The organism is Paracoccus laeviglucosivorans, assembly GCF_900182695.1.
GTDB classification, from domain to species: domain Bacteria; phylum Pseudomonadota; class Alphaproteobacteria; order Rhodobacterales; family Rhodobacteraceae; genus Paracoccus; species Paracoccus laeviglucosivorans.
Genome location: NZ_FXTK01000018.1, coordinates 46,374 through 71,182, shown reverse-complemented (window position 1 = coordinate 71,182; position 24,809 = coordinate 46,374). Strand labels below are relative to the sequence as shown.

Below are 24,809 nucleotides of genomic sequence, written 5' to 3'. Positions count from 1 at the left end.
TTGTTGCAGTCATTCGAAACATTTCCAAAGGGATTTATGGACCGTGGATGATGGGCTGGACGCGACCAACGTAAAAATCCTGCGCGAACTGGTGGCAAATGCCCGCATCCCGATCACCGAACTGGCGCGCAAGGTCGGTCTTTCCAAGACCCCTGTGGCTCTGCGGATCAAGCAGATGGAGGAGATGGGCCTGATCACCGGCTATCGTGCGATTCTGTCGCCGCTGAAACTGGGCCTGACCCATGTGACCTATGTCGAAGTGCGCCTGTCGGACACGCGGCAAAAGGCGTTGGAGCAATTCAACGCCGCGATCCGCGCCATCCCCGAAGTCGAGGAATGCTACATGATCGCGGGTGGTTTCGATTACCTGCTCAAGGTTCGCTCGCAGGATATGGCGGGTTATCGCCGCATCATGGCCGAAAAAATATCGACCCTGCCGCATCTGAGCGCGACGACAAGCTATGTCTCGATGGAGGCGGTGGTCGAACAGAACTGGACCGAAGTTTAGGTCGCGCCGGGCGGCGGCAAATCCGATGGACGCATCGCCTGCAAGCCGATATGGCGCGTCAGCACCGTCCAGGATAAAAAGGCACATGGATTTCAAGTGGCTTGAAGACTTCCTGATGCTGGCCGAAACGCGCAGCTTCTCCCGCTCGGCCGAATTGCGGGGCGTGACGCAAAGCGCATTCAGCCGCCGCATCCGCGCGCTTGAGGAGTGGATGGGCACGGATCTGTTGTCCCGCGACAGTTATCCGATCAGCCTGACACCCGAGGGCGTGCTGTTTCGCGAAACGGCCGAAGAAGCCGTGCGCATGATCCATGCCCGCCGGACCGAGTTTCGCGATCATTCCCGCGCGCGCGGCGGCGAGATTTCATTTCTGTCGCTGCACAGCCTGACCGTGACGTTTCTGCCCGGCTGGCTGATGCGTCTCAAGGCGGCCACCGGCCAGATGACCAGCCGCGTGAAGCCCGAGAATTTCGACCGCTGCATCGAGGCTTTGACCGAAGGCGGCTATGACTTCTTTCTGACCTATGCCCATCCGCAGGTGAATATTCCGCTGGACCCGCAGGGCTATCCGCATCTGGTGGTCGGGCATGACAAGCTGGTCGCCGTCGCCCGCCCCGGCTGGCCGCAGGAATGGTTGACCGAAGGGATGCCGCTGCTGAAATATTCGCGCGGCAGTTTCTTGAACGAAATGGCGCGGATCGCACTGGCCCAACCGGGTGCGCCCAAGGTCTATGTTGCCCATATCGACGAAGCCTCGATGGCCGAGTCGATGAAAAGCATGGCGATTGCCGGGCATGGTGTCGTGTGGCTGCCGCGCCTGCTGGTCGAGACCGAGATAAAGTCACAGCGGCTGGAAATCGTGGCCCCGGAACTGCCGATGGAAATCCGGCTTTACCGCAATCCCGCACGCGGTCGCGGCATCACCGGGCGCGTCTGGCAGGCCGCGGGCGCGCTTGGCGAAGGTTATGCAGAAACGGAATAACCCAACCGCTATTGGCATTGGAAAGCGCGGGGCCGCAGGCATAAATCCCTGACATCGGCGCGAAAATCGCTCGCGTCCGTTCACAGTTGATCCAGAAAACTTGCATGACCGGAACGGTCCCGCGGGCAGCGGGGTTTGTCCTCATGCGTCCAAGGAATAGATGATGGCGACCCGCATCGAACACGACCTGCTTGGTAACCGCGAAGTGCCTGCCGACGCCTATTGGGGTGTCCATACGCTGCGCGCGGTCGAGAATTTCCCGATCTCGGGGCGAAAGATTGGCGAAATCCCCGAGCTGGTCCGATCGCTTGCCGCCATCAAGCAGGCCGCAGCCATGGCCAATGCCGATCTGGGCCTGCTGTCGCCTGATCGCCGCGATGCCATCGTTGCGGCATGTGAGGAAATCCGTGCCGGGCGGCTGCACGATCAATTCGTCGTCGATCAGATCCAGGGCGGCGCGGGCACTTCGACCAACATGAACGCCAATGAGGTCATCGCCAACCGCGCGCTGGAAATCATGGGCCATGCCAAGGGGGAATACAAATACCTGCACCCCAATGAGCATGTGAACATGAGCCAATCGACCAACGACGTCTATCCTACGGCGCTGCGGCTGGCATCGTGGAAGGGTATCCAGAAGCTGATCGGCGCCATGGCCTCGCTGCGGGTGTCGTTTGCCGAAAAGGCGTTGGAGTTCCACGACATCCTGAAGATGGGCCGCACCCAGTTGCAGGAAGCCGTGCCCATGACGCTGGGGCAGGAATTCAATACCTATGCCGTCATGATCGGCGAGGATGAGGCGCGGCTGGCCGAAGTGTCGCAACTGGTCTGCGAAATCAACCTTGGCGCCACGGCGATCGGAACCGGCATCACCGCGCATCCCGAATATGCCGAGCGTGTGCGCGCAAGATTGGCCGAAATCACCGTGATCCCGGTCGTCACCGCCGCCGATCTGGTCGAAGCGACGCAGGATTGCGGTGCTTTCGTGCAGGTATCAGGCGTTCTGAAACGTGTGGCCGTGAAGCTGTCCAAGACCTGCAACGACCTGCGCCTGCTGTCGTCGGGGCCGCGCGCAGGGTTCAACGAAATCAACCTGCCCGCAAAGCAGGCCGGTTCCTCGATCATGCCGGGCAAGGTGAACCCGGTCATCCCCGAGGTGATGAACCAGATCTGTTTCGAGGTGATCGGCAACGACATGACCATCACCATGGCTGCCGAAGGGGGCCAGTTGCAGCTGAACGCCTTTGAGCCGGTGATTGCCTACAGCATGTTCCGTTCGGTCGATCACCTTGTCGCGGGCTGCGCCACGCTGGAACATAACTGCGTCAAGGGCATCACCGCGAACCGCGACGTGCTTAAGGAAACCGTTCGCAAATCCATCGGCATCGTGACCGCGCTGAACCCCTATATCGGCTACGCAGCCGCCACCGAGGTCGCGACCGAGGCACATCTGACCGGACGCGGCGTCTATGAGCTGGTGCTGGAAAAAGGTCTGCTGCCCAAGGAACGGCTGGACGCAATCCTGCGCCCCGAAACGTTGACCAAACCGTCGCTGTTCGTGGCCTGATCCTAGCCCGGATCCGAGCCGATCTCATCAAGCAGGAACGCGCGGAACCGCCGGATCGCCGGACGGTTCCGCCGCCCTTTGGGATAGACCAGCCAATAGGCGCGACCGTTCTTGGCAATGTCCGGGAAAGGCTGGATCAAACTACCCGTTGCCAGCTCGAAGCGGAAGAATCGCGGTGTCAGCAGGGCCACGCCGTAACCCGCCAGCGCCGCCCGCGCCTCGTGCAGATCGGTCGAAAGCGTCAGACCGGCGCGCGGCGGACATGCGGGCAGCGGCACGCCCATCTGCGTGAACCAGACCGCCCAATTGGGATCGACGATATCCAGCAGCGGCAACCTTAGCAAATCGGCGGGCCGGCTTATATCGTGCTTTTTCGCCAGATCGGGCGACAGCATCGGCGTGTATTCGATGTCCATCAGCGCGTGGGTTTCCAGCCCCGGCCAATCGCCATCGCCCGCGCGGATCGCCACGGTAATATCTTCGCGCCCGAAATCCACGATATTGTCGCTGGTCTCCAGTCGCACCGCCAGGTTCGGATGGCTCATCTGGAACTTGCCCAACCGCTGCGAAAGCCATGCCCCGGCAAATGTCGGCACAGTCGAAATGGACAGCGTCGAGACCGCATCGGCCGAGGGGTCGGAATAGGTTTCACGCAGCAAATCAAAGGCATCGACCGTGGGACGGGCAAAAAGCGCGCCGGTTTCCGTCAGGCTGATCTCACGCGGTTTGCGCAAAAACAGCGGCGTGCCCAGCCGTTCCTCCAGCAAGCGGATCTGATAGCTGACCGCAGCCTGTGTCATGCCCAGTTCCTCGGCCGCGCGGGTAAAGCTAAGATGACGGGCCACGGCCTCAAAGGCGCGCAGCGCGGCAAGCGGCGGGATCGACATAAGGTTGCCTTATGAACCTGTGCTGAGGCTTTGTTGGTAAAAGCCCTGTGACAATAGCATGTTGAGCATGCCCATCAACCCATGGCGCATTGCGGAGTAAAAGCAATGGCACAGAATTTTGCAACGGAACGGCAGACCATCGGGTTTGCCGACAGGCTTCTTATGCTGCTTGGTCTGAAAACGACCGATAAGCAGACCCTATGCGCCGACCGCATGTCGGCGCTGGATGACCCGGCGACGCGACAGGCTTTGGCCGATCTGCCGGAGCATCTGCTATGGGATATTGGCGTGATCAGCGCCGCGCCTGATAAGGTGATGAAACCCGTCGAGGGCGAGGCGCTGCGCCGCCATATGTGGTAAGTTCGGGGCTGCCTAGCGCAGCCCCTCGCAGAAGCGGCGGATGCGGGCACAGGCATCCGCCAGCACCTGATCCGAGGTCGCATAGGAAATGCGGAAATGCGGCGACAGGCCGAATGCCGCGCCAAAAACCACGGCCACGCCGGTTTCGTTCAGCAGCGCCGTGGCAAAAGCCTCATCATTCGTGATCAGCGCGCCGCCCGCCGAGGTCTTGCCGATCAGGTCGCGGATCGACGGGTAGACATAGAACGCGCCTTCGGGCACCGGGCAGACGATACCCGGACATTCATTCAGCCCCCTGACCACCAGATCGCGCCGCCGCTGAAAAACCGAGCGGCTTTCTGCAATGTAATCCTGCGGCCCCTGCAACGCGGCCAGCGCGGCATATTGACTGATCGAACAAGGATTCGAGGTGGACTGCGATTGCAGCGTGCCCATCGCCTTGACCAGTTCAGCGGGACCAGCACCATAACCGATACGCCAGCCCGTCATCGCATAGGCCTTGCTGACGCCGTTCATCGTCAGGGTGCGGTTCTTCAGCTCGGGCTGCACCTGCGCAGGCGTGACGAATTGAAAATCGTCAAAAACCAGATGTTCATAAATATCGTCGGTCAGCACCCACACCTGCGGGTGACGCAGCAGCACGTCGGTCAGCGCCTGCATATGTTCGCGACCGTAGCCCGCCCCAGTCGGATTTGAAGGCGAGTTCAGGATCAACCACTTGGTTTTGGGCGTGATCGCCGCCTCAAGTTGATCGGGGGTGATACGATAGCCGTTTTGCATGGCGGCTTCGACGATGACGGGCGTGCCGCCCGCCAGCACGACCATATCGGGATAACTGACCCAATAGGGTGCCGGGATAATCACTTCGTCGCCGGGATTCAGCGTGGCCATCAGCGCATTGTAAAGAATCTGCTTGCCGCCCGTGCCGACCGTGATCTGTGCAGGCGTATAGTCCAGACCGTTTTCATTGCGGAACTTGTCGCAGATCGCGGCCTTCAGCTGCGGAATGCCGTCCACGGCGGTATAGCGCGTATGCCCCGCATCGATTGCGGCCTTTGCCGCCTCGCGGATATGTTCGGGCGTGTCGAAATCAGGTTCTCCCGCCGAAAGACTGATGATGTCCTTGCCGGTGGCTGCCAGTTCACGGGCAAGGCCGGTAATCGCCATCGTCGGTGAGGGTTTGACGCGGGCAAGCGTCTGGGACAGAAAGCTCATCAAATTCATCCTGCGGCTGGGTTGCCTTTTTCATAGGCGTCACATTGCGGGCAGGCAAGCCGGAGGCGAAAACTTGGACGAGGCAAGGCTGAAACGGTTGCGGATGCGCAGCTGGCGGCGCGGCATGAAAGAGATGGACCTGATCCTTGGACCGTTTTCGGACACGGAACTGCCGGGCCTGACCGACGATGAGGTCGATCTTTATGAAACGATGCTGAACGAAAACGATCAGGACCTTTACCTGTGGGTTACGGCGCGTCTTTCGGGCGAACATCCAGGCCCCGCGCAAATTTCGGCGCTGCTGGACCGGATCGCGGATTTTGCAGCGGCACGGCTGACGCCGAAATCGTGAAAATTTTAGCGATCTAGGATGCGGGCATTAACCTAAGATTCGGCTTTTCCGCCCATGTTCATCAGGACATGAATAGAACGGAAACCGCCATGCCCCAGCGCAGCCCCAGCCCCGTCCGTCCGGTGCCAGCCCTTCGGCCCGTCGCGGCGGCCACCCGGACCGAGGCGTATCTTGAAAGCCTGCAAATTCTGGAACGGCTGCACCGGCTGCTTCAGGATCTGGTCAAAGACGAATTCGAGCGGCTTGGACGTTCGGACCTGAACCCGATTCAGGCGCTGTTGCTATATAATCTTGGCACGGCCGAGGTGACGGCGGGCGAGTTGCGGTCCCGTGGAATGTATCAGGGCTCGAACGTCAGCTATAACCTGAAAAAGCTGGTGGAATTGGGCTATGTCCATCATGAACGCAGCGAAACGGACCGCCGCGCGGTCCGGGTCCGTCTGACGCGCGAAGGTCAGGATGTGCGCGACCACGTCACGGCGCTTTTCGCGCGTCATGCCAGCGATCTGGAGGTTTCGGGCATTCTGGACGACCCCGCGATCGAGGCGGTGAACCTGCAATGGCGCCGCGTCGAACGCTATTGGATCGAACAGATCAGGTATATCTACTAAGGCGCGGACACGCCGCCCGCGCCCAAGGGCTTACCAGTGCCCGGTATTGCCCATGCTGGCCCATGGCTCCTGCGGCGGCAGATGCTCGCCTTCCTGCAATATCTCGATCGAGATATTGTCGGGGCTGCGCACGAATGCCATGTGACCGTCGCGCGGCGGACGGTTGATGGTGACGCCCGCATCCATCAGCTTCTGGCACATCTCGTAGATATTCTCGACCCGGTAGGCCAGATGCCCGAAATGGCGGCTGTCCGAAGGCAAGCCGTCATCCCCGTCCCAGTTCCACGTCAGCTCGACCGGGCATTCCGGCTGATCCGGCGGAGCCATGAAGACCAGCGTGAAGCGACCCTTGTCGTTTTCGACCCGGCGCGTCTCCTCAAGGCCCAGCAGGCGGAAGAACTCCATGCTGCGGTCCAGATCCAGAACGCGCACCATCGTGTGCAGATAGCGGATTTTCATTTCAGCCCTCCTGATTGCAGCCGTCAGATTGGCACTGCAGGGCGGGAACGGCAACCGTCACGGGGCTTGTGAAAAGTGACGCAGCGCGGTCGGTTTTGATATGGACGCCACGTCTGACCGGGGTTAGAAGCAGCGCCCCGCCAGACGCGGGGCAGCACAACCATCAATAGAAAACGCATCTTCTCGCTTTCCTGCAAGGCGGGCTGGAAACGCCTTTGCCAAACAGCAAGCAACGAAATGTTCCCGCTTTGAGCGGCTATATATAGGTGGCAACCATCGAAGAATGTCTATATAGTGGGTGAGCGAGCTTGAGGTGACGAGTCGGGGTCGAATTTCCGCCTTCCGGTCTGTCACGCAACTGCAAGTAGCTAATGACACGATCGGACAGCGCCAACCATCGCGCGACAAGGCGACAGCAAGGCTATTGCGGAAAGATCGCCACGACATGACAGACGAAAAAAGGATATGAGGCAATGAGCATCACCGTCTACTCCAAACCCGCCTGCGTGCAGTGCACCGCAACCACCCGCGCGCTGGATGCACGCGGGCTGGCATATGACATCATCGACCTGACCGAAGACGACGCGGCCATGCAGCTTGTCACCTCGTTGGGTTATCGTCAGGCGCCCGTCGTCGTCGCTGGCGACGCGCATTGGGCGGGCTTCCGTCCCGACATGATCGGCCGCCTTTCCTAAGGGCGATGGGTGGGTTGGTCTATTTCTCCTCGGCCTCGGGGAATACCGCGCGTTTCGTGGCGCGGCTGGGGCTGAGTGCGGCGCGGATCCCGATTTCGCCCGCAGATGCCATGCCCGAACCCGCGCTGCCCTATGTGCTGATGACCCCGACCTTTGCCGATGGCGAGGGTCGCGGTGCGGTCCCCAAACAGGTGATCCGCTTTTTGAACGATCCGGGTCGCCGGGCCCTTATCCGCGGCGTCATCGCCGCGGGAAACCGGAATTTTGGCGCGACCTTTGCCCTTTCGGGCCGGGTCATCGCCGAGAAATGCAACGTGCCGCAGCTTTATCGATTTGAGCTTGCGGGGACCGAAGACGATATTGCCCGCGTCCGTGCAGGGCTTGAAAAATTCTGGGGGACAGAATGCTTGACGATGGCGTAAAGGCCGAGCTGGACTACCACGCGCTTAATGCGATGCTGAACCTTTACGACGGCGAAGGCCGCATCCGCTTTGACGCGGATCGCAAGGCCGCGCGGCAGTATTTCCTGCAGCACGTCAATCAGAACACCGTCTTTTTCCATAACCTCGACGAAAAGCTGCGCTATCTCGTCGACGAAGGTTATTACGAACCCGAAGTTCTGGATCAATATTCCAAGAACTTCCAACGCGCGATCTGGGATGCCGCATATGAACGGAAATTCCGTTTCCCGACCTTCCTTGGCGCGTTCAAATATTACACCAGCTATACGCTGAAAACCCGCGACGGGCAGCGTTATCTGGAACGTTACGAAGACCGCGTCGTCATGGTCTCGCTTGCGCTGGCGCGCGGCGATGAGACTTTGGCCATGAGCTTCATGCATGAAATCCTGTCGGGCCGTTTCCAGCCCGCAACGCCGACTTTCCTGAATGCCGGCAAGAAATCGCGTGGCGAATTGATTTCCTGTTTCCTGCTGCGGCTGGAAGACAATATGGAATCCATTGGCCGCTCGATCAACTCGGCCCTGCAATTGTCCAAGCGTGGCGGCGGCGTTGCCTTGATGCTGACGAACCTGCGCGAAGCGGGTGCGCCGATCAAGGGAATTGAAAACCAATCCTCGGGCGTCATTCCGGTGATGAAGCTGCTGGAAGACAGCTTCAGCTATGCCAACCAGCTTGGAGCACGTCAGGGCGCAGGCGCGGTTTATCTGAACGCGCATCACCCGGACATTCTGCGCTTTCTTGACACGAAGCGCGAAAATGCGGATGAGAAAATCCGTATCAAGACGCTTTCGCTTGGCGTGGTCATTCCCGATGTGACTTTTGAACTGGCCAAGAAGAACGCCGATATGTATCTTTTTTCGCCGCATGACGTCGAGAAGATCTATGGCGTCCCCTTCTCGGAAATCTCGGTCAGTGAGAAATACGCCGAGATGGTTGATGACAAGCGCATCAAAAAGAAAAAGATCAACGCCCGCGAATTCTTCCAGACCATCGCGGAAATTCAGTTCGAAAGCGGCTACCCCTATATCATGTTCGAGGATACGGTGAACCGCGCCAATCCCGTGCATGGCCGCATCACCATGTCGAACCTGTGCTCTGAGATTTTGCAGGTCAACGAGGCCAGCGAATTCAACGAAGACCTGTCTTATTCCCACATGGGCACGGACATTTCTTGCAACCTCGGCTCGTTGAATATCGCGGCAACGATGGATGGCCCGGATTTTGGTGCGACAATCGAAGCTGCCGTGCGTGCGCTGACGGCCGTTTCGGAAATGTCGGCCATCGACTCTGTCCCGTCGATCCGTCGCGGCAATGACGAAGCCCATGCGATCGGCCTTGGCCAAATGAACCTGCATGGCTTCCTTGCCCGCGAGCATATCCATTACGGATCGCCAGAAGGCGTTGAATTCACCAGCGTTTATTTCGCCGCGATCGCTTATCATGCAATCCGCGCATCGAACCTGCTGGCAAAGGAAAAAGGCCATAGCTTCAAGGATTTCGACAAGTCGAAATACGCAGATGGAACCTTTTTCGACAAATACACCGACCGGGATTGGTTGCCGGTTTCGGACGATGTGACCCGTGTCTTTGAAAATATCCAGCTTCCGACGCGCGAAGACTGGGCGGCGCTGAAAGACGCCGTGATGAAGGACGGGCTATATAACCGCAACCTGCAAGCTGTGCCGCCGACCGGCTCGATCAGCTATATCAACAACTCGACCAGTTCGATCCACCCGATCGTTGCCAAGATCGAGATTCGCAAGGAAGGCAAGATCGGTCGGGTTTATTATCCTGCCGCCTTCATGGATAACGAAAACCTTGAATATTATCGCGATGCCTATGAAATCGGGCCGGATGCGATCATCGACACCTATGCCGCCGCGACCGAGCATGTCGATCAGGGCCTGTCGCTGACGCTGTTCTTTCCCGCAGAGGCGACGACGCGCGACATCAACCGTGCCCAGATCTACGCGTGGAAAAAGGGCATCAAGACGATCTATTATATCCGTTTGCGCCAGACCGCGCTTGAAGGGACCGAGGTGCAAGGCTGCGTCTCCTGCACCCTGTAACCTCAATTCGAATAAAGGGAAGGTCCGATGAAGGATCAGATCATGCGCAATCCGCTGCGCGCCATTAACTGGAACCGGCTTGAGGATGAAAAAGACCTTGAGGTCTGGAACCGTCTGACCGTCAATTTCTGGCTGCCAGAAAAGGTTCCGCTGTCGAATGACATTCAAAGCTGGGCCACGCTTCGTCCCGAAGAACGCGAATTGACCATCCGCGTCTTTACCGGCCTGACGCTGCTGGATACGGTGCAGAATACCATCGGCGCGCCGTCGCTGATGCCCGACGCACTGACCCCGCATGAAGAGGCGGTGCTGTCGAATATCTCGTTCATGGAGGCGGTCCATGCGCGCAGCTATTCCTCGATCTTTTCGACGCTTTGCCTGACCAAGGAAGTGGACGAGGCATTCCGCTGGTCCGAGGAAAACCCGCATCTGCAGGCGAAAGCCCGGCTGATCCTTGAGGAATACAAGGCAGGCTCCGATCCGCTGAAACGCAAGATCGCCAGCGTTTTCCTGGAAAGCTTCCTGTTCTATTCCGGCTTCTATCTGCCGATGTATTGGTCCTCGCGCGCCAAGCTGACCAATACCGCTGACCTGATCCGCCTGATCATTCGAGATGAGGCCGTGCATGGCTATTACATCGGCTATAAATTCCAGCGTGCGGTCGAGAAACTGGACGAAGCGCGTCGCGCCGAGCTGAAAGATTTCGCCTTCGCGCTGATCTTCGATCTTTACGACATCGAACAGAAATACACGGCCGAGCTTTATGACGGCATCGGCCTGACCGAAGACGTGAAAGCCTTCCTGCATTACAACGCCAACAAGGCGCTGCAAAATCTGGGATATGAGGCGCTTTTCCCACCGCAGGCCTGCGAAGTGAACCCTGCGATCATGGCGGCACTGTCGCCCGACAGCGAAAACCACGACTTTTTCAGCGGCTCGGGTTCGTCCTATGTGATCGGCAAGGCCGTCGCGACCGAAGACGAAGACTGGGATTTCTGACCCCGACGCCCGCCTGAAAAGGCGGGCGTTTCGCCTTGTGAAGGCCGCGTGACGCGCTAATCTGGCGCATCCGAAAGCCAGTATCAGCCCCATGACCAGCATCACCCTTTTGACGGGGCGTGCAGCCCCCCTGCCCGGCAGCGACCAGCTGAGCGGGATCGATAAGCGCCCGGTGACCGACGCGCTGGACCTTGGCCCCGAGGGGTTCGCGGGCGACGAACAGGCCGACCGCCGCGTGCATGGCGGCCCGGAAAAGGCCGTGCATCACTATCCCTTTGACCATTACGCCGCATGGCGGGCAGACCTTGGCACCCAGCCGCTGCTGCAAGCACCGGGGGCGTTTGGCGAAAACATCTCTACCATTGGGATGACCGAGGCGAATGTCGCGGTCGGCGACATCTTCCGACTAGGCTCGGCATTGGTGCAGGTCAGTCAGGGGCGGCAGCCGTGCTGGAAGCTGACCCAGCGGTTCGGCGTGCCGAAACTGGCGCGGATGGTGCAGGACACCGGGCGCACGGGTTGGTATTATCGCGTTCTGCAGGCCGGCCGGGTTGCACCCGGTGACCGGCTGGAGCTGATCGACCGGCTGGCCCCGGAATGGACGCTGCAACGGCTTTGGCGGGCGCTGTATGTGGACCGGCTGAACCTTGGCGAATTGCAAGGTATCGCCACGCTGGACGTGCTGGCCGAAGGCTGGCGGCGCTATGCCGTCCGCCGTCTGGACAGCGGCAAGGTCGAGGATTGGTCCAAGCGGCTTGAGGGCAACGCATGACCCCACCTTTGGTTATTTCCATTCAAAGCCAGGTGGTTCTGGGCCATGTCGGCAATTCGGCGGCGGTGTTTCCCATGCTGGCCGCTGGGCTGAACGTCGCGCCGGTCCCGACGGTGGTGTTTTCGAACACGCCGGATTATCCGACGCTGCGCGGCCGCGCGATGCCTGCCGATCATTTTGCCGATCTGCTGCAGGGGGTGTGGGAACGCGGCCTGCCCGAGCGGGCGCGATATGTGGTTACAGGCTATATCGGCTCGGTCGAGATTGCGCTGATGACGGCGGAATTTATCCGACGCGCCAAGGCGGTGAACCCCGGCCTGACCTATCTGTGCGATCCGGTGATGGGGGACGAATCGCCGGGGCTGTATGTCCCCGAAGCGATTGCGACAGTGCTGAAGGATGCGCTGCTGCCGCTTGCCGACATCGCCTCGCCCAACCCGTTCGAGATCGCCTATCTGACCGGGCAGCCCATTCGGGAACTGGCTGATCTGCCGCGGGCTTTTGCGGATCTGCGTATGGCGCCGGGCGCGCATCTGATCGCAACCGGATGTGCGCTGCGCGAAACCGCGCCGGGGACGCTGGAAAGCGTGATCCTGGGGCCCGCGGGGATCAGCAGGCATCCGACGCCGCGTCTGCCTGTCGCGATGGCCGGGACCGGGGATTTGTTTCTGGGACTGATTACGGCGGCGCTGGGTTCCGGGCGCGATCTGGCGGCGGCGGTGGAGTTCGCACAGGTTCAGACCTCGCGCGCTTTGGCGCGGGCTGCGGCGCTGGGGACCAAGGAGGTGGTGCTGTCGGACCCTGATTTCCGCGCGGCGCTTTTGACGTTGTAGCACCCGCCGCCCCCATTGAGGGGACGTCGGGCGCGGGCATATCGCCCCTTCAGCCCTTGCGCAGCGCGTTCAGCAGTGCGGCCCCCAACGCGCCGGGCTGTTCCGGCGCGGCGGGTTTGGCGGTTTTCGGGCCGCGTGCAGGTTGCGACTTGGGGTTGCGCTCGGCCTGCGCCTCGCGCGCGGAACTGCCGCCATCTTTGCGCATGGTCAATGCAATGCGCTTGCGCGGCACGTCCACCTCGGTCACGCGGACTTTCACCACGTCGCCGACCTTAACGACCTCGTTCGGGTCTTTCACGAAACGGTCGGCAAGCTGGCTGATATGGACCAGCCCGTCCTGATGCACACCGATGTCAACGAATGCGCCGAAAGCCGCAACGTTCGTCACCGTCCCCTCCAGCGCCATGCCGGGGCGGAGATCTTTGATGTCCTCGATCCCATCGGCAAAGCTGGCAGTGACAAAGCTGGGGCGTGGGTCGCGACCGGGCTTTTCCAGTTCCGACAGGATGTCGCGGATGGTGGGCAGGCCGAAGCTGTCATCGACGAATTGCTCGGCCCGGATGCCTTTCAGCGCCGCGCCGTCGCCCATGATCTGGCGAATATCGCGACCGCAGGCGGCGACGATCTTACGCGCCACGCCGTAAGCCTCGGGGTGGACGGATGAGGCGTCCAGCGGCTCTTTGCCGTCGCGGATGCGCAGGAAGCCCGCGCATTGTTCGAACGCGCGTGGCCCAAGCCCCGTCACCTTCTTCAGCGCCGCGCGCGAGGCGAATGCCCCGGCCGCATCGCGATGGGCCACGATATTCTGCGCCAGCGACGGGCCAAGCCCCGCGACATGCGCAAGCAAAGGGGCGGATGCTGTGTTCAGGTCCACGCCCACGGCGTTCACGGCGTCTTCGACCACGGCCTCCAGCGTTTTTGCCAATTGGCGCTGATCCACGTCATGCTGATACTGGCCGACACCGATGGATTCCGGCGGCACCTTGACCAGTTCTGCCAACGGATCCTGCAGGCGGCGTGCGATGGACACCGCGCCGCGCAAGCTGACATCCAGCCCCGGAAACTCACGCGCGGCCAGTTCCGACGCGGAATAGACCGAGGCACCCGCTTCGGACACGATCACCTTGACCGGGGCCTTTACCCCCGCAGGCAAGCGTTTCAACACATCGGCCACCATGCGTTCGGTTTCGCGGCTGGCCGTGCCGTTGCCGATGGCGATCAGCTCGATCTTGTGTTTCACGATGGCAGCAGCCAAGGCGGCTTCGGCCCCGCGCAGATCGTTCTTGGGCTGGAACGGATACAGCGTATCGGTGGCAACCAGCTTGCCCGTCGCATCGACGGCAGCAAGTTTCACCCCGGTGCGGATGCCCGGATCAAGCCCGATGGTCGGGCGGGCACCCGCGGGCGAGGCGAGTAGCAAATCCTTGAGGTTGCGGGCAAAAACCCGGATCGCCTCGGCATGGGAACGGGTGCGAAGTTCGGTCAGCAGGTCGATATACATCGTATTCGACAGCCGTACGCGCCAGCACCAGCCCGCCACCTTGCGCAACCATTTGTCGCCCGGTCCCTCGCCCAGACGGCCCAAGGCTGCCGAAACGATGCCTTCGGCCCGCGCGGTGCCTGTTTCCGGCTCGGGGGCGATTTCGATGGTCAGGACTTCTTCCTTGGCGGCGCGCAGGATGGCCAAGGCGCGATGCGCGGGAATGGTGGCCCATTTCTCGCGCTGGTCGAAATAGTCGCTGAACTTGGCACCAACCTGTTCCTTGCCCTCGACCAGCTTGGCGTGGATGACCGCCTCGGCCTGCATGAAGTCGCGCAGCCGGCCCAGCAGCACCGCGTTTTCGGACAATTCCTCGACCAGAATGTCGCGTGCGCCGTCAAGCGCAGCTTTCACATCGGCCACGGCTTCGGTCAGATAGCCCGCAGCCAGCGTTTCGGGGTCGGCGGCGCGGTTGTCCTGAATGGCACGCAGCAGCGGCTCAAGCCCGTTTTCGCGGGCGATCATCGCCTTGGTGCGGCGCTTGGGCTTATAGGGCAGGTAAATATCCTCAAGCGTCGCCTTGGTTTCGGCCCCGGCGATGGCGCGGGCCAGATCCTCGGTCAGCTTGCCCTGCGCCTTGATCGATTCGACGATTGCGGCGCGACGCGATTCCAGTTCACGCAGATAGGCCAGACGCTCGGACAGGTTGCGCAATTGCGTGTCGTCCAGACCGCCCGTCACCTCTTTGCGATAGCGGGCGACAAAGGGCACCGTCGCGCCCCCGTCCAAAAGCCCGGTCGCTGCGATGACCTGCGCGGGGGTCGCGCTGATCTCGGCGGCGATCTTGCGGGCAATGCGGTCGTTGGCATCCATGCTTGCGGCTCCTTCAAGGCGGATGCATGTCTTAGCGCGCCCGCTTTGCCGCGCCAAGCGCGGTTTCCTGCCGACGCCGCTCGCAACCTGAACGCAAGTGACGTATCCTGTTGGCATGCCACGCAGGACAAGATTTTGCACGCCACCTTAACGCCAGCCCAAGGCCAGTCGCAATTTGGTGATGACGATCCGAAGATCGCCTATAACCGCGTGTTTTTCGCTCTGCTGCGCATCCAGCGCAGTCTGATGCCAGAGATCGAAAAAAGCCTGCGTGTCTTGGGGATTGCCGACCCGATCTGGTATGAAATCCTGTATGCCGTCGAACAATCCGGTGCCAATGGCGTGCAGATGCTGGCCCTGCAAAAACGCCTTGCGGTGCCGCAATACGCCCTGTCGCGCCATGTCACGCGGATGGAGAAGGCCGGGCTGATCCGGCGGCAGGCAGCAGCCGGCGTGGGACGCGGCCAGAACCTGCACCTGACCGCCAAATCCCAAGGGCTGCACGACCGCATATGGCAGGTTTACGTGGCCCGCATTCAGGCCGCCATCGGCCCGCATATGTCAACGGACGAGGCCTATGACCTCGTCCGTTCGCTGAACAAGCTTTACCCCTGACCCTGAAATCAGAACTTCAATGCGGCGGTGACCATGACGGTGCGACCGGGTTCGTAAAGCGGCTCGACCGAAGAATAGTCCTGCCCATAAGTGGCGCGGTCTGCATATTCCTTGTCGAACAGGTTCGCGATCTCGGCCCGGATCACCAGATCGGGCGCGGCGGGCGGCGTGTATTCGGTGAACAGGTTCAGCACCGCATAGCCCGGAATGCCACGATCGGCGTCAACGGATTTGTCGTCATAAGCCTGCGCGGCCTCGATGCTGCCGCCAAGGGTAAAGGCGCTGCCGGGCAGCGTGTGCTGCACTTCAAGCGCAAAGACCCCGCCCAGCGGCGCGCCAAGATCGACGGCGGAATAGGTATCCGTGCCCTCGCCGTTCACCTTGATCTTGCTATAGGCATAGCTTGCGCGCATGAACCCGTCCGCCCAGCCATAGCCAAGCCCGATGTTGAAGCCGCGGCTTTCGGCGTCGGCATTGTCATTGGCGCGGAAGGTGCTGAAACGGGCATCGGCGATCTTGGTCAGGAACACCTCGCCATCCAGCCGCAGGTCGCCCGCCTCATAGTCAAAGCCCAGCGTATAGTTGTCGGCGCGCGCAGCCTTGAGGCCGGTATAGTCCCATGCCGGGTTGAAGATAAAATTGTCCTCAAGCGTGACGCCGCCAAAGACCGAGGAAACCCCGCCCCGCAGCTTCAGGCTGTCCGTCACCGCATAGGAAACCGAGGCATTCCCGCTGAAACCCGAAAACGTGTCATCCCATCCGGTCGTGCCGGTAAAGTCCTGATGGTCCCAGCGCGCGCCGAATGACAGGGCCAGCCGGTCGCTCGGCTCCAGCCGGGCCTGCGCGTAAAGCCCGACATTCTGCGCGCTTTCGGTCACGTCACCTGTCAGCGAACCATCCCGGTAGCTGCTGTCGCGGTCATAGTAATCGATGCCCACCGTCACATTGTCCGTGCCGGACAGATGGAAGCGGTTTTCGACCTTGGCCGAGAAGGTCTTGTTCAGGCCCCGGCTGGTGCCCAGACCCGGCTCAAGCGGCTGGGCCACGCCAATATCGACCTTGGACCAGCCCAGCGTCACGCGGGGATCCCACATCCCGTTGGCCTGCGTGTTTTCGTAAGACAGCGCATAGGTGGTGCGGTCGGTATCATAGCGGCGCAGCGGGAAAGGCCGTCCGTCGCCGACGAAGTTCGCGCGGTAAGGCCGCAGCGCATCGTCCTGCATCCGCTGGCCGGAGAATTCGACCCGGTGGCCGTCCTCAGTCTCATAGGCCAGCTTGGCAAGATAGGTCTGCAGATCGGCGGCGCTGCCCTGCACCTTGTCGCCCGCGCCGGTCTCATAATCGTCGCCGGTGGCGGTTTTCAGATAGCCCAGCCATTCGAAACCGCTATGCCGTCCCGCCAAGGTCGCCGAGCGCCCGAAGGTATTGCCGTTATCGGCATAGGACAGCCGCGCATTGCCGCCGATATTGCGCCCGTCCTTGATGATGTCGGCGGCATCCACCGTTTCCATCACCACAGCGCCCGCCATGGCGTTCGGCCCGGCATCGGCGGCAGCAACACCTGCATCGACGCGCACGAATTTCATCAGTCCCGGATCAAAGGCATTGGCAGAAACGTGGTGAAAGATGCGGTTGTTCTGCGCCACGCCATCGACCGTGACCGCAAGGTTCAGCATGTCGATGCCGTTGACATAGATCTTTTGCGCGACCGGAATCGCCCCGCCCACGGAAACCGAGGCGATGCCGCTGAACAGGTCTTTCAGATCGCCCATGCGCGCGCGTTCCAGCTCCGCATCAGCGACATATTCGCTGGTGCCGCGATCGGCGGCGTTGCCGTCATCGTCGCGGGCACGAACCACCACAGGGTCCAGCAGGACCGTGGCGGCCACGCCGTCCTGTGATTGGGCCAGTGCGGGCAGCGGCAGCGTCACCGCCAGCAGGGCAAGGGTCATCGGAATACGTTCAAGCGCCATGTCTTCACTCCGGGGCGGCAGATGGAATGGCTTGGGGTGCATAGACCCATGGCTGATAGTCGCGCCTAGCACGTAAATACTTAACATGCAATTGCATGATCTGGCGGTGTCAGCCTTCCTCTGGGCTGCGGTAATCGGCGGGCTTGATGCCGTGCCGCGTCAGCTTGTCGTAAAAGGTCTTGCGGGGCAGCTGCAGCCGCTCCATGGCGCGGGTCGCATTGCCGCCCGCCAGACGCAGCGCCTCTCGGATCAGGCCGGATTCGTAATCCTGCACCATATCGGCCAGCCCCTGTTGCGGCGTGTCGGGCTCGGGCGCGTCAAAGGCGGGCAGACCCAGAACATGGGCTTCGGCGAATTGGCGCAATTCGCGCAGGTTGCCGGGCCAGTCATGGCTGGACAACCGCGCCCTGACCGCTGGCGACATCGGCGGAGCGTGCAATTTCAGCCGCGCGCCCGCCTCAAGCATGAAATGGCGAAACAGGTCCAGCATATCTTCGCGTCGGTCGGCCAGCGCGGGCAATTGCAGCACGACACCCGACAGGCGGTAATACAGATCGGCCCGCAAGCCACCGTCGCGCACCAGCCGTTCCGGCTCGGCCCCGACCGAGGCGATGACGCGCAAATCCAGCGGGCGCGGCGCGGCGGCGCCCATGGGCCAGAACTCCCCCGCCTCGATCAGCGCGACCAGCCGCGCCTGCAGCGCCGGGGCCAACCGGTCGATGCCGTCCAGATACAGCGTGCCGCGATGCGCCTTTTCCAGGCGACCCGCGATGCGGGCCTGCCGCCCGCCCGGTTCCTGCCCCAGAAACTCGGCCTCGAACCGCGCATCGTCCAGCGTTTCGCAGGCAATATGGACAAAGCCCCGCACCCGGCGCGGGCTTTGACGGTGGATCGCCCGCGCCACCGTTTCCTTGCCCGAGCCGCCCGGCCCCACGATCAGCAGATCGCCCCCCGCCTCGGCCAGTCTGGCGATAGAGTCGCGCAGATGCTGCATCACGGCGCTTTGACCGACCAGCCGGGTCTCCTCGGCAAAGCTTTCCTGACGTTCGCGGCGCAGCGTGCGGTTTTCCATCACCAACGCGCGGGACTGGCAAGCGCGGTTCAGCGCGGCGGCAAGCTGGTCTGCGCCCAAGGGCTTTGACAGGAAATCATAGGCCCCCTGCTTCAGCGCCGTGACGGCCATAGGCACATCGGCGTGACCCGTCAGCAGGATCACCGGCAGTTCGGGGTCCATCTGATGCAGCCGCTGGAAAAAGGCGAAACCGTCCATCCCCGGCATCCGCACATCGCTTAGCACCACGCCGGGCCAGTCGGGGGTCAGCCCGTCCAGCGCCGCTTCTGCCGAGGCATAGGGCTGCGCCACGAACCCCGCGACCCGCAGCGCCTGCGTCTGGGCAGCCAGCAGATCGGTGTCGTCATCGACCAGACGCACCAGCCGGACAGTGTCGGGATCGTCGTTCATGCAGCCCTCGGCAGTTCAAGAATGAAGGTCGCGCCCTGCCCCGCGACCTGCGGCGCGGCCCGCAGGCTGCCGCCGAAATCGCGCGCGATTTCCTGCGAGATGACCAGCCCCAGCCCAAGCCCCTGCGGCTTGGTGGTGGCAAAGGGCATGAACAGCTGCGCCTCGACCTCGGGCGACAGGCCGGGGCCGTTGTCGCTGACGGTCAGGCGCACCAGATCGCCCGCTTCAAGCGTCAGCCATATGCGGGGCGCAGGCGTGTCCGACAGCGCCTCTTGCGCGTTTTGCAGCAGATTGACCAAGACCTGCTCAAGCCGCACGGTTTCGGCCATGACGCAAAGTCCCGGCGGCAGGACCGGCAAATCCAGCGCGATCCCCTGCGTCTCGCGGCGGGTGGCGGTCAGCATCAGCGCGGCATCCAGCGCGGGGGCCAGCTCGACCGGACCGACATGGCCGGTCGCCTTGCGGGCAAAGCCGCGCAATTGCTGGGTGATGCGTGTGATGCGTTCGGTCATGCGCATGATGGTGGACAGGTTTTCGGCCACCTCGGGCGACTGGCCGACGGGCAGAAGCGTGCTGCCGGTTTCGGCCAGCAGCCGGATGGTGGCAAGCGGCTGGTTCACTTCATGCGCGACGCCTGCGGTGATCTGGCCAAGCGCGGCCAGCTTGTTGGCCTGAACCATGTCGGCCTGCAACTGATGCAGTCGCGCCTCGGTCTCGCGGCGTTCGCGCATCTCGTCGGATAGCGCACGCGTGCGTTCATCCACCGCCAGTTCAAGATCCGCACGATAGCGGCGCTCCTCCTCGGCGCGGCGGGCTGCCTGGCGGCGGGCGCGCAGACGGAACCCCGCAGCGACACCCAAAAGCGTCAGCCCGAACCCCACGCTGCCCGTCGTCAGCGCCGCGGCATAGAAGGCAGGCGCTGCGGGCTCGGTCACCACCATGCGCCAATCGGCGCCGGGCACCATCGCCTGCGTGCTGACCGTCGCCCGTCTGGGCAAAGGCGGCGTGCCAAAGCGCAGCGCCGGGTCGCTGGACAGGATGATCTGTCCCGCCGCATCCGCCACATAGGTCAAGGCATTCGCTTGTCGCCAGCTCGCCTCAAGATGGTCGAACTCGACCTTGACCACGATCACGCCCAAAGGCGTCCGATCCGCCGCGATCACGTCATGCGACAGATACAGGCCCGCGCGATGGCTGATCGTGCCAAGCGCGAATTGCGTCGCCTCTCCGCGCAGCAGGGCTTCGGTGAAATAATCGCGAAAACTGTAATCCTGACCGACAAAGCTGCGCGCCTCGTTCCAGTTCGAGGCAGCGACGGCCACGCCCGCACGGTCCAGCAGATAGATCACCGCACTGTCCGTCTCGGCCCGCAGGCGGTCCAGCTTTTGCGAAATGGCGCGGCGATGATCGGGATCGGGGTTCAGCAGCCCCTCGCGGATCGTGCTGTCGTCAGACAGGACCGTCGCCACCGCCCGCTGCCGCATCAGCACGCTTTCCAGCGCCTGCACGCGCGACGCGATCTGGACCGATTGTGCCCTTTCGCGTTCATTCAAGGCCCCGCGATAGCTGATCAGAAAACTGACGCTCAGCGCCGCAATCAGCAGGATTGCAGTCAGCGCCCCCCAAAGCAGGCGCGAATCAACACGAGGTCTTGTCTGCAAGGGCGGAACCCCCTTCGGATGCGCTGTGCGGATTTCCACACTAGCAGCTTTCGACTGTGCGGGAAACCACACACACATATCAGCCCGAGCAGCGCGATTTCCTATGAAATCAGCGCATTGCTGCTATGCGCGCCTTTTTTGGGCAGCACCGGCGAAGCGCATAACATGGCGGATACAAAATTGTCACCGCAGGTTGGAGGAGGCCTCAATGCAACTCGATACGTCGGCGCAGCCGACCCCCCACGCAGATCGTCCGTTCTATCGGCATCTGTATTTTCAAGTCCTTTGCGCCATCGTGGCCGGTGCGCTGATCGGCCATTTCTTTCCCCAGACCGGCGAGGCGCTGAAGCCCTTGGGCGACGCCTTCATCAAGCTGGTCAAGATGATCATCGCCCCCGTCATCTTCCTGACCATCGTGACCGGCCTTGCAGGCATGGGCACGCTGAAAGGCGTGGGTTCGGTCGTCGGCAAAGCCTTCGCCTATTTCTTCACCTTCTCGACGCTGGCGCTGATTGTCGGGCTGATCGTCGCGAATGTCGTTCATCCCGGTTCGGGCATGAACATCGACCCGGCCACGCTGGATGCCAGCAAAGTCTCGGGCTATGCCGAAAAGGCGCATGAGACCTCGCTGATCGGCTTTGTCATGGACATCATCCCGACGACGCTGGTTTCGGCCTTTGTCGAAGGCAACATCCTGCAGGTGCTGTTCGTCGCAATCCTGTTCGGCATCAGCCTGATCCTGATCGGTGACAAGGCCAAGCCCGTCGTCAACCTGTTCGAAACGCTCAGCCATGCCGTCTTCCGCGTCGTGGACATTCTGATGAAGGCCGCGCCCATCGGTGCCTTCGGTGCCTTTGCCTTCACGATCGGCAAATACGGCATCGCCTCGGTCGTGAACCTGGCAGCACTGGTCGGCACGTTCTATCTGACCTCGGCCCTGTTCATCATCGTTATCCTGGGCGCCGTCTGCATGTATAACGGCTTCTCGATCTTCCGTCTGATTTCCTATCTCAAGGCCGAGCTGCTGCTGGTTCTGGGCACCTCGTCCTCGGAATCCGCGCTGCCCTCGCTGATGGAAAAGATGGAGAAGGCGGGCTGCAAGCGTTCGGTCGTCGGTCTGGTCGTCCCAACGGGTTATTCGTTCAACCTTGACGGCACGAACATCTACATGACGCTGGCGGCTCTGTTCATCGCGCAGGCGACGAATACCGATCTGTCGCTGCAACAGCAGGTGCTGCTGCTGCTGGTCGCGATGCTGTCGTCCAAGGGCGCGGCGGGCGTCACCGGCGCGGGCTTCATCACGCTGGCGGCAACCCTGTCGGTCGTTCCGACGGTGCCGGTCGCCGGTATGGCGCTGATCCTTGGCGTTGACCGCTTCATGTCGGAATGCCGTTCGATCACCAACTTCATCGGCAACGCGGTCGCCACCATCGTCGTCAGCAAATGGGAAGGCGCGCTTGACCGTGAAAAGCTGGACGCGGCGCTGTCGGGCAATAGCCATGGCAATGTGCGCCCGGTCAGCGATCTTGAACCGGCCCCTGCGGGCCTGCGTCTGGGCGAGGCGAGCGCCGACTGATCACCGGCCATCGCCCCTTCGGGCAGCTCCTCCCCGCTGCCCGACCCGGAAGGCCGCGCCCCCTGCGAAAGGGGGCGCGGCTTTTTTCGTCAGTCGATCTTGACGGGTCAGGCTGTCAGCGACCGTTTCGCCCGTCCTATCGGGCGGGGATAGGCCCCTATCGCGGCCACTTTGCGGGCATGGGCGTCAGCATCCGGCGCCGATGCAGCAGACCCAACAGCTCTGCATCTATCTGTGGCACGCCGGAACTGGTGACGATCTGCGCGCCTTCGATCCGGCCATCACGCAGGACGCTCAGGCGGATGCTAACCGATTTGGGGCTGTCCAGATGGGCCGCAGCGGTTTGCCCGATGGGCCGGAGCCGTCCGTAGATTTCGGCCCGCACCACCGCGATCCATTCCTGCCGATTTTGCGGTTGGGGCACGGGCCGGGATGCGGCCGCCGTGTCGATCAGCATCAACGGTGCCAGAATGAAGCCGATCCCGATGGCAAAGGGTTGAACGTAAAGCGCGGCAGCAACAAGCAGGATATCAAGCACGCGCGACCCTCTGCGGCCAGTTGGCACAAGTGGATGAAAACCCGCGCAAAGACTGCTCGCATTGCATGTCGCATACAAGACATAGGTAAACCGCCCGCCCCGTTCGGGGCAGGCGGTGACACTTGTTCACAGATACGAATATCAGGCGGGCTGAGCCTGCACCGAACCAGCCGCCGCAATGCGACGCTTGGCCAGTCCCAACGCGATCACAGAAACCGCGGTTCCCGCCACAAGGGCGATGGCAAAGCCCGGCAGGTTCACGACTGCGTTAGGAATGGGCAGCACGAAAATACCGCCATGCGGCACCTTCAATTCGACCCCCAGCACCATGCAGATCGCGCCCGCAACCGCCGAACCCGCGATCAGCGACGGGATGACCCGCAGCGGGTCGCGCGCGGCAAACGGGATCGCGCCCTCGGTCACGAAGGCCAGGCCCAGGACGAAGGCCGCGTTCCCTGCCTCACGCTCCTCGGCGGTGAAGCGGTTGGCAAAGATGCGGGTGGCAATCGCCAGCGCCAAAGGCGGCGTCATGCCCGCGCACATCACGGCAGCCATCGGCTGCGTCACGTTCGAAGCTATCAGCGTGGTGCCAAAGACATAGGCCGCCTTGTTGATCGGCCCGCCCATATCGACGGCCATCATGCCGCCAAGGATCAGGCCAAGGATCAGCGCCGAACTGCCCTGCATCCCCTGCAGCCATGCCGTCAGCGCGGCCAATATCTGCGCGGTGGGCTGGCCCACGACGTAATACATCAGCAGGCCTGTCACCGCGGTGCCCAGCAAGGGCAGGATCAGGATCGGCATCAGCCCCTGCAGCGTGCGCGGCAGCTTGATCCAGCGGTTCAGCAGCATGATCGTGTAACCGGCGATGAAGCCCGCGACGATGCCGCCAAGAAAGCCCGCGCCGATCGTGCCTGCGATTACGCCGCCAGTCATGCCCGGCGCAATGCCCGGCCTGTCCGCGATGGAATAGGCGATATATCCGGCCAGCGCCGGAACCATCAGCGTGAATGCGCCCTTGGCCCCGATCTGGAACAGCGTATAGCCCAGCGTTCCGGCGTTTTCTTCGTTGAAGACATAGATGCCACCGATGGCGAAGGCGATGGCGATCAGCAACCCGCCCGCGACGACAAAGGGCAGCATGAAGCTGACGCCCGTCATCACGTGCTTATAGACCCCGACCTTATGGGCGGCGGGGGCGGCGGCTTCCGGGGCACCGGCGCTGCCACTTTGCAGCTTGGCTTCGGCCGCAGCCTTGCGGATCAGCGCCGCACCATCATTGATCGCGGGCTTGGTCGGCGACTGGAACACCCGCTTGCCCGCAAAGCGCGACATCTCGACCTGCTTGTCGGCGGCGATGACGACCAGATCGGCAGCGGCGATCTCCTCGGGCATCAATGCGTCCTGCGACCCGACCGAGCCCTGAGTTTCGACGCGGATCGAATGGCCCAGCGATTTGGCCCCCTCGGCCAGCCCTTCGGCGGCCATGAAGGTATGCGCGATGCCGGTCGGACAAGAGGTGATCGCCACGATCTTCAGCGCGCCCTGCGGCGCAGGCGCAGCGGCGGCCCCCTTGCGTTTCAGGACGCCGCTGGCATCGGCCAGCACCTCGGCCAGCGTGGCGGTGACGGTCGCGGGATGCTGTGGTGCGTCCGCGACCTCTCCGACCAGCAACAGCGATGTCGCACCCGCCAGTTCATCGGCAGGGATCGGGTCCAGGCGGCCATCGGCATTGCGCAATTCGACCGCGATGGTCTTGCCCTGATCTGCCGCCGCCTTGCGCAGCGCGGCGCGGGCCAGAACGGCATGGGTATCCAACGCTCCGGCGCCGACGATGGCGATGATGTCGGTCATGACTTCC

Annotated in this window: 23 protein-coding genes; 14 read left to right on the top strand and 9 right to left on the bottom strand. The window is 62.2% G+C overall.

What is annotated here, in order from left to right; genetic code table 11:
* Positions 1–43: 43 nt before the first annotated feature.
* From FN835_RS16405 to aspA, 3 genes are all read left to right on the top strand, one after another.
* Positions 44–508, top strand: a complete 465-nt coding sequence (locus FN835_RS16405) for an Lrp/AsnC family transcriptional regulator (RefSeq protein WP_142664311.1) — start codon at positions 44–46, stop codon at positions 506–508.
* Between the two features lie 85 nt (positions 509–593).
* Positions 594–1,490: a LysR family transcriptional regulator gene (locus FN835_RS16400; protein ID WP_142664310.1), complete on the top strand. Its 897-nt coding sequence runs from the start codon at positions 594–596 to the stop codon at positions 1,488–1,490.
* A gap of 160 nt (positions 1,491–1,650) precedes the next feature.
* Positions 1,651–3,057, top strand: a complete 1,407-nt coding sequence (gene aspA / locus FN835_RS16395) for an aspartate ammonia-lyase (protein WP_142664309.1) — start codon at positions 1,651–1,653, stop codon at positions 3,055–3,057.
* 2 nt (positions 3,058–3,059) lie between these two features.
* Here the strand turns inward: aspA and FN835_RS16390 are convergent, their stop codons facing one another.
* A complete protein-coding gene (locus FN835_RS16390; protein WP_142664308.1) occupies positions 3,060–3,944 on the bottom strand; it encodes a LysR substrate-binding domain-containing protein in 885 nt (294 codons plus the stop codon).
* Between the two features lie 105 nt (positions 3,945–4,049).
* Here FN835_RS16390 and FN835_RS16385 point away from each other — a divergent pair, with 105 nt between their 5' ends.
* On the top strand, positions 4,050–4,304 hold the full coding sequence (locus tag FN835_RS16385) for a hypothetical protein (RefSeq protein ID WP_142664307.1): 255 nt from the start codon (positions 4,050–4,052) through the stop codon (positions 4,302–4,304).
* Positions 4,305–4,316: 12 nt separating this feature from the next.
* On the opposite strand, the gene FN835_RS16380 is transcribed toward FN835_RS16385, so the two are convergent.
* Positions 4,317–5,519, bottom strand: a complete 1,203-nt coding sequence (locus FN835_RS16380) for a pyridoxal phosphate-dependent aminotransferase (RefSeq protein WP_142664306.1) — start codon at positions 5,517–5,519, stop codon at positions 4,317–4,319.
* A 103-nt stretch (positions 5,520–5,622) separates the two neighbouring features.
* Between FN835_RS16380 and FN835_RS16375 the strand changes: the two genes are divergently transcribed.
* Entirely contained in the window at positions 5,623–5,871 is a 249-nt protein-coding gene (locus FN835_RS16375) for a succinate dehydrogenase assembly factor 2 (protein WP_142664331.1), read from the top strand.
* Between the two features lie 89 nt (positions 5,872–5,960).
* Positions 5,961–6,482, top strand: coding sequence for a MarR family winged helix-turn-helix transcriptional regulator (locus FN835_RS16370; protein WP_142664305.1), 522 nt, complete (start codon positions 5,961–5,963; stop codon positions 6,480–6,482).
* A gap of 30 nt (positions 6,483–6,512) precedes the next feature.
* Here the strand turns inward: FN835_RS16370 and FN835_RS16365 are convergent, their stop codons facing one another.
* Positions 6,513–6,941, bottom strand: coding sequence for a VOC family protein (locus tag FN835_RS16365; protein WP_142664304.1), 429 nt, complete (start codon positions 6,939–6,941; stop codon positions 6,513–6,515).
* Between the two features lie 473 nt (positions 6,942–7,414).
* Here FN835_RS16365 and nrdH point away from each other — a divergent pair, with 473 nt between their 5' ends.
* The 6 genes from nrdH (at position 7,415) to pdxY (ending at position 12,770) form a co-directional block, all read left to right on the top strand.
* Positions 7,415–7,636, top strand: coding sequence for a glutaredoxin-like protein NrdH (gene nrdH / locus FN835_RS16360; protein ID WP_142664303.1), 222 nt, complete (start codon positions 7,415–7,417; stop codon positions 7,634–7,636).
* A gap of 5 nt (positions 7,637–7,641) precedes the next feature.
* Entirely contained in the window at positions 7,642–8,058 is a 417-nt protein-coding gene (gene nrdI, locus FN835_RS16355; RefSeq protein ID WP_142664302.1) for a class Ib ribonucleoside-diphosphate reductase assembly flavoprotein NrdI, read from the top strand.
* Positions 8,040–10,166, top strand: a complete 2,127-nt coding sequence (nrdE, locus tag FN835_RS16350; RefSeq protein WP_142664301.1) for a class 1b ribonucleoside-diphosphate reductase subunit alpha — start codon at positions 8,040–8,042, stop codon at positions 10,164–10,166. Before nrdI ends, nrdE begins: the two co-directional genes overlap by 19 nt.
* Positions 10,167–10,193: 27 nt before the next feature.
* The gene (nrdF, locus tag FN835_RS16345) at positions 10,194–11,165 is read left to right on the top strand and encodes a class 1b ribonucleoside-diphosphate reductase subunit beta (protein WP_142664300.1); all 972 of its coding nucleotides are present in this window, start codon (positions 10,194–10,196) and stop codon (positions 11,163–11,165) included.
* Between the two features lie 91 nt (positions 11,166–11,256).
* Positions 11,257–11,937 (top strand): MOSC domain-containing protein, encoded by a 681-nt coding sequence (locus FN835_RS16340; protein WP_142664299.1) that lies wholly within the window; start codon positions 11,257–11,259, stop codon positions 11,935–11,937.
* Positions 11,934–12,770, top strand: coding sequence for a pyridoxal kinase (gene pdxY / locus FN835_RS16335; protein ID WP_142664298.1), 837 nt, complete (start codon positions 11,934–11,936; stop codon positions 12,768–12,770). The genes FN835_RS16340 and pdxY overlap by 4 nt, the downstream gene beginning before the upstream one ends.
* 49 nt (positions 12,771–12,819) lie before the next feature.
* On the opposite strand, the gene FN835_RS16330 is transcribed toward pdxY, so the two are convergent.
* Positions 12,820–15,123 (bottom strand): Tex family protein, encoded by a 2,304-nt coding sequence (locus FN835_RS16330; RefSeq protein ID WP_142664297.1) that lies wholly within the window; start codon positions 15,121–15,123, stop codon positions 12,820–12,822.
* Positions 15,124–15,258: 135 nt separating this feature from the next.
* Between FN835_RS16330 and FN835_RS16325 the strand changes: the two genes are divergently transcribed.
* Positions 15,259–15,738 carry a MarR family winged helix-turn-helix transcriptional regulator gene (locus FN835_RS16325; RefSeq protein ID WP_246098773.1) on the top strand — a complete coding sequence of 160 codons (480 nt, stop codon included), beginning with the start codon at positions 15,259–15,261 and terminating at the stop codon, positions 15,736–15,738.
* Between the two features lie 8 nt (positions 15,739–15,746).
* Here the strand turns inward: FN835_RS16325 and FN835_RS16320 are convergent, their stop codons facing one another.
* The 3 genes from FN835_RS16320 to FN835_RS16310 all read right to left on the bottom strand — a co-directional run bounded on the left by FN835_RS16320 (position 15,747) and on the right by FN835_RS16310 (position 20,834).
* Positions 15,747–17,711, bottom strand: coding sequence for a TonB-dependent receptor plug domain-containing protein (locus tag FN835_RS16320; RefSeq protein ID WP_142664296.1), 1,965 nt, complete (start codon positions 17,709–17,711; stop codon positions 15,747–15,749).
* Positions 17,712–17,820: 109 nt separating this feature from the next.
* Positions 17,821–19,173: a sigma-54-dependent transcriptional regulator gene (locus FN835_RS16315; protein ID WP_142664295.1), complete on the bottom strand. Its 1,353-nt coding sequence runs from the start codon at positions 19,171–19,173 to the stop codon at positions 17,821–17,823.
* Complete coding sequence (locus FN835_RS16310) at positions 19,170–20,834, bottom strand: sensor histidine kinase (RefSeq protein ID WP_246098772.1); 1,665 nt, start codon at positions 20,832–20,834, stop codon at positions 19,170–19,172. Before FN835_RS16310 ends, FN835_RS16315 begins: the two co-directional genes overlap by 4 nt.
* Before the next feature lie 208 nt (positions 20,835–21,042).
* Between FN835_RS16310 and FN835_RS16305 the strand changes: the two genes are divergently transcribed.
* Entirely contained in the window at positions 21,043–22,410 is a 1,368-nt protein-coding gene (locus FN835_RS16305; RefSeq protein WP_142664293.1) for a dicarboxylate/amino acid:cation symporter, read from the top strand.
* A gap of 157 nt (positions 22,411–22,567) precedes the next feature.
* On the opposite strand, the gene FN835_RS16300 is transcribed toward FN835_RS16305, so the two are convergent.
* Positions 22,568–22,948 (bottom strand): TonB C-terminal domain-containing protein, encoded by a 381-nt coding sequence (locus tag FN835_RS16300; RefSeq protein ID WP_142664292.1) that lies wholly within the window; start codon positions 22,946–22,948, stop codon positions 22,568–22,570.
* A 141-nt stretch (positions 22,949–23,089) separates the two neighbouring features.
* Positions 23,090–24,802 carry a PTS fructose transporter subunit IIC gene (locus tag FN835_RS16295; protein WP_142664291.1) on the bottom strand — a complete coding sequence of 571 codons (1,713 nt, stop codon included), beginning with the start codon at positions 24,800–24,802 and terminating at the stop codon, positions 23,090–23,092.
* Positions 24,803–24,809: the final 7 nt, after the last annotated feature.

What these genes read in the sequence shown, in the direction of transcription:
- FN835_RS16400 (WP_142664310.1), top strand. Translation starts at nt 594, where the DNA reads ATGGATTTCAAGTGGCTTGAAGACTTCCTGATGCTGGCCGAAACGCGC.
- aspA (WP_142664309.1), top strand. Translation starts at nt 1,651, where the DNA reads ATGATGGCGACCCGCATCGAACACGACCTGCTTGGTAACCGCGAAGTG.
- FN835_RS16390 (WP_142664308.1), bottom strand. Translation starts at nt 3,944, where the DNA reads ATGTCGATCCCGCCGCTTGCCGCGCTGCGCGCCTTTGAGGCCGTGGCC.
- FN835_RS16385 (WP_142664307.1), top strand. Translation starts at nt 4,050, where the DNA reads ATGGCACAGAATTTTGCAACGGAACGGCAGACCATCGGGTTTGCCGAC.
- FN835_RS16380 (WP_142664306.1), bottom strand. Translation starts at nt 5,519, where the DNA reads ATGAGCTTTCTGTCCCAGACGCTTGCCCGCGTCAAACCCTCACCGACG.
- FN835_RS16375 (WP_142664331.1), top strand. Translation starts at nt 5,623, where the DNA reads ATGCGCAGCTGGCGGCGCGGCATGAAAGAGATGGACCTGATCCTTGGA.
- FN835_RS16370 (WP_142664305.1), top strand. Translation starts at nt 5,961, where the DNA reads ATGCCCCAGCGCAGCCCCAGCCCCGTCCGTCCGGTGCCAGCCCTTCGG.
- FN835_RS16365 (WP_142664304.1), bottom strand. Translation starts at nt 6,941, where the DNA reads ATGAAAATCCGCTATCTGCACACGATGGTGCGCGTTCTGGATCTGGAC.
- nrdH (WP_142664303.1), top strand. Translation starts at nt 7,415, where the DNA reads ATGAGCATCACCGTCTACTCCAAACCCGCCTGCGTGCAGTGCACCGCA.
- nrdI (WP_142664302.1), top strand. Translation starts at nt 7,642, where the DNA reads ATGGGTGGGTTGGTCTATTTCTCCTCGGCCTCGGGGAATACCGCGCGT.
- nrdE (WP_142664301.1), top strand. Translation starts at nt 8,040, where the DNA reads ATGCTTGACGATGGCGTAAAGGCCGAGCTGGACTACCACGCGCTTAAT.
- nrdF (WP_142664300.1), top strand. Translation starts at nt 10,194, where the DNA reads ATGAAGGATCAGATCATGCGCAATCCGCTGCGCGCCATTAACTGGAAC.
- FN835_RS16340 (WP_142664299.1), top strand. Translation starts at nt 11,257, where the DNA reads ATGACCAGCATCACCCTTTTGACGGGGCGTGCAGCCCCCCTGCCCGGC.
- pdxY (WP_142664298.1), top strand. Translation starts at nt 11,934, where the DNA reads ATGACCCCACCTTTGGTTATTTCCATTCAAAGCCAGGTGGTTCTGGGC.
- FN835_RS16330 (WP_142664297.1), bottom strand. Translation starts at nt 15,123, where the DNA reads ATGGATGCCAACGACCGCATTGCCCGCAAGATCGCCGCCGAGATCAGC.
- FN835_RS16320 (WP_142664296.1), bottom strand. Translation starts at nt 17,711, where the DNA reads ATGGCGCTTGAACGTATTCCGATGACCCTTGCCCTGCTGGCGGTGACG.
- FN835_RS16315 (WP_142664295.1), bottom strand. Translation starts at nt 19,173, where the DNA reads ATGAACGACGATCCCGACACTGTCCGGCTGGTGCGTCTGGTCGATGAC.
- FN835_RS16305 (WP_142664293.1), top strand. Translation starts at nt 21,043, where the DNA reads ATGCAACTCGATACGTCGGCGCAGCCGACCCCCCACGCAGATCGTCCG.
- FN835_RS16295 (WP_142664291.1), bottom strand. Translation starts at nt 24,802, where the DNA reads ATGACCGACATCATCGCCATCGTCGGCGCCGGAGCGTTGGATACCCAT.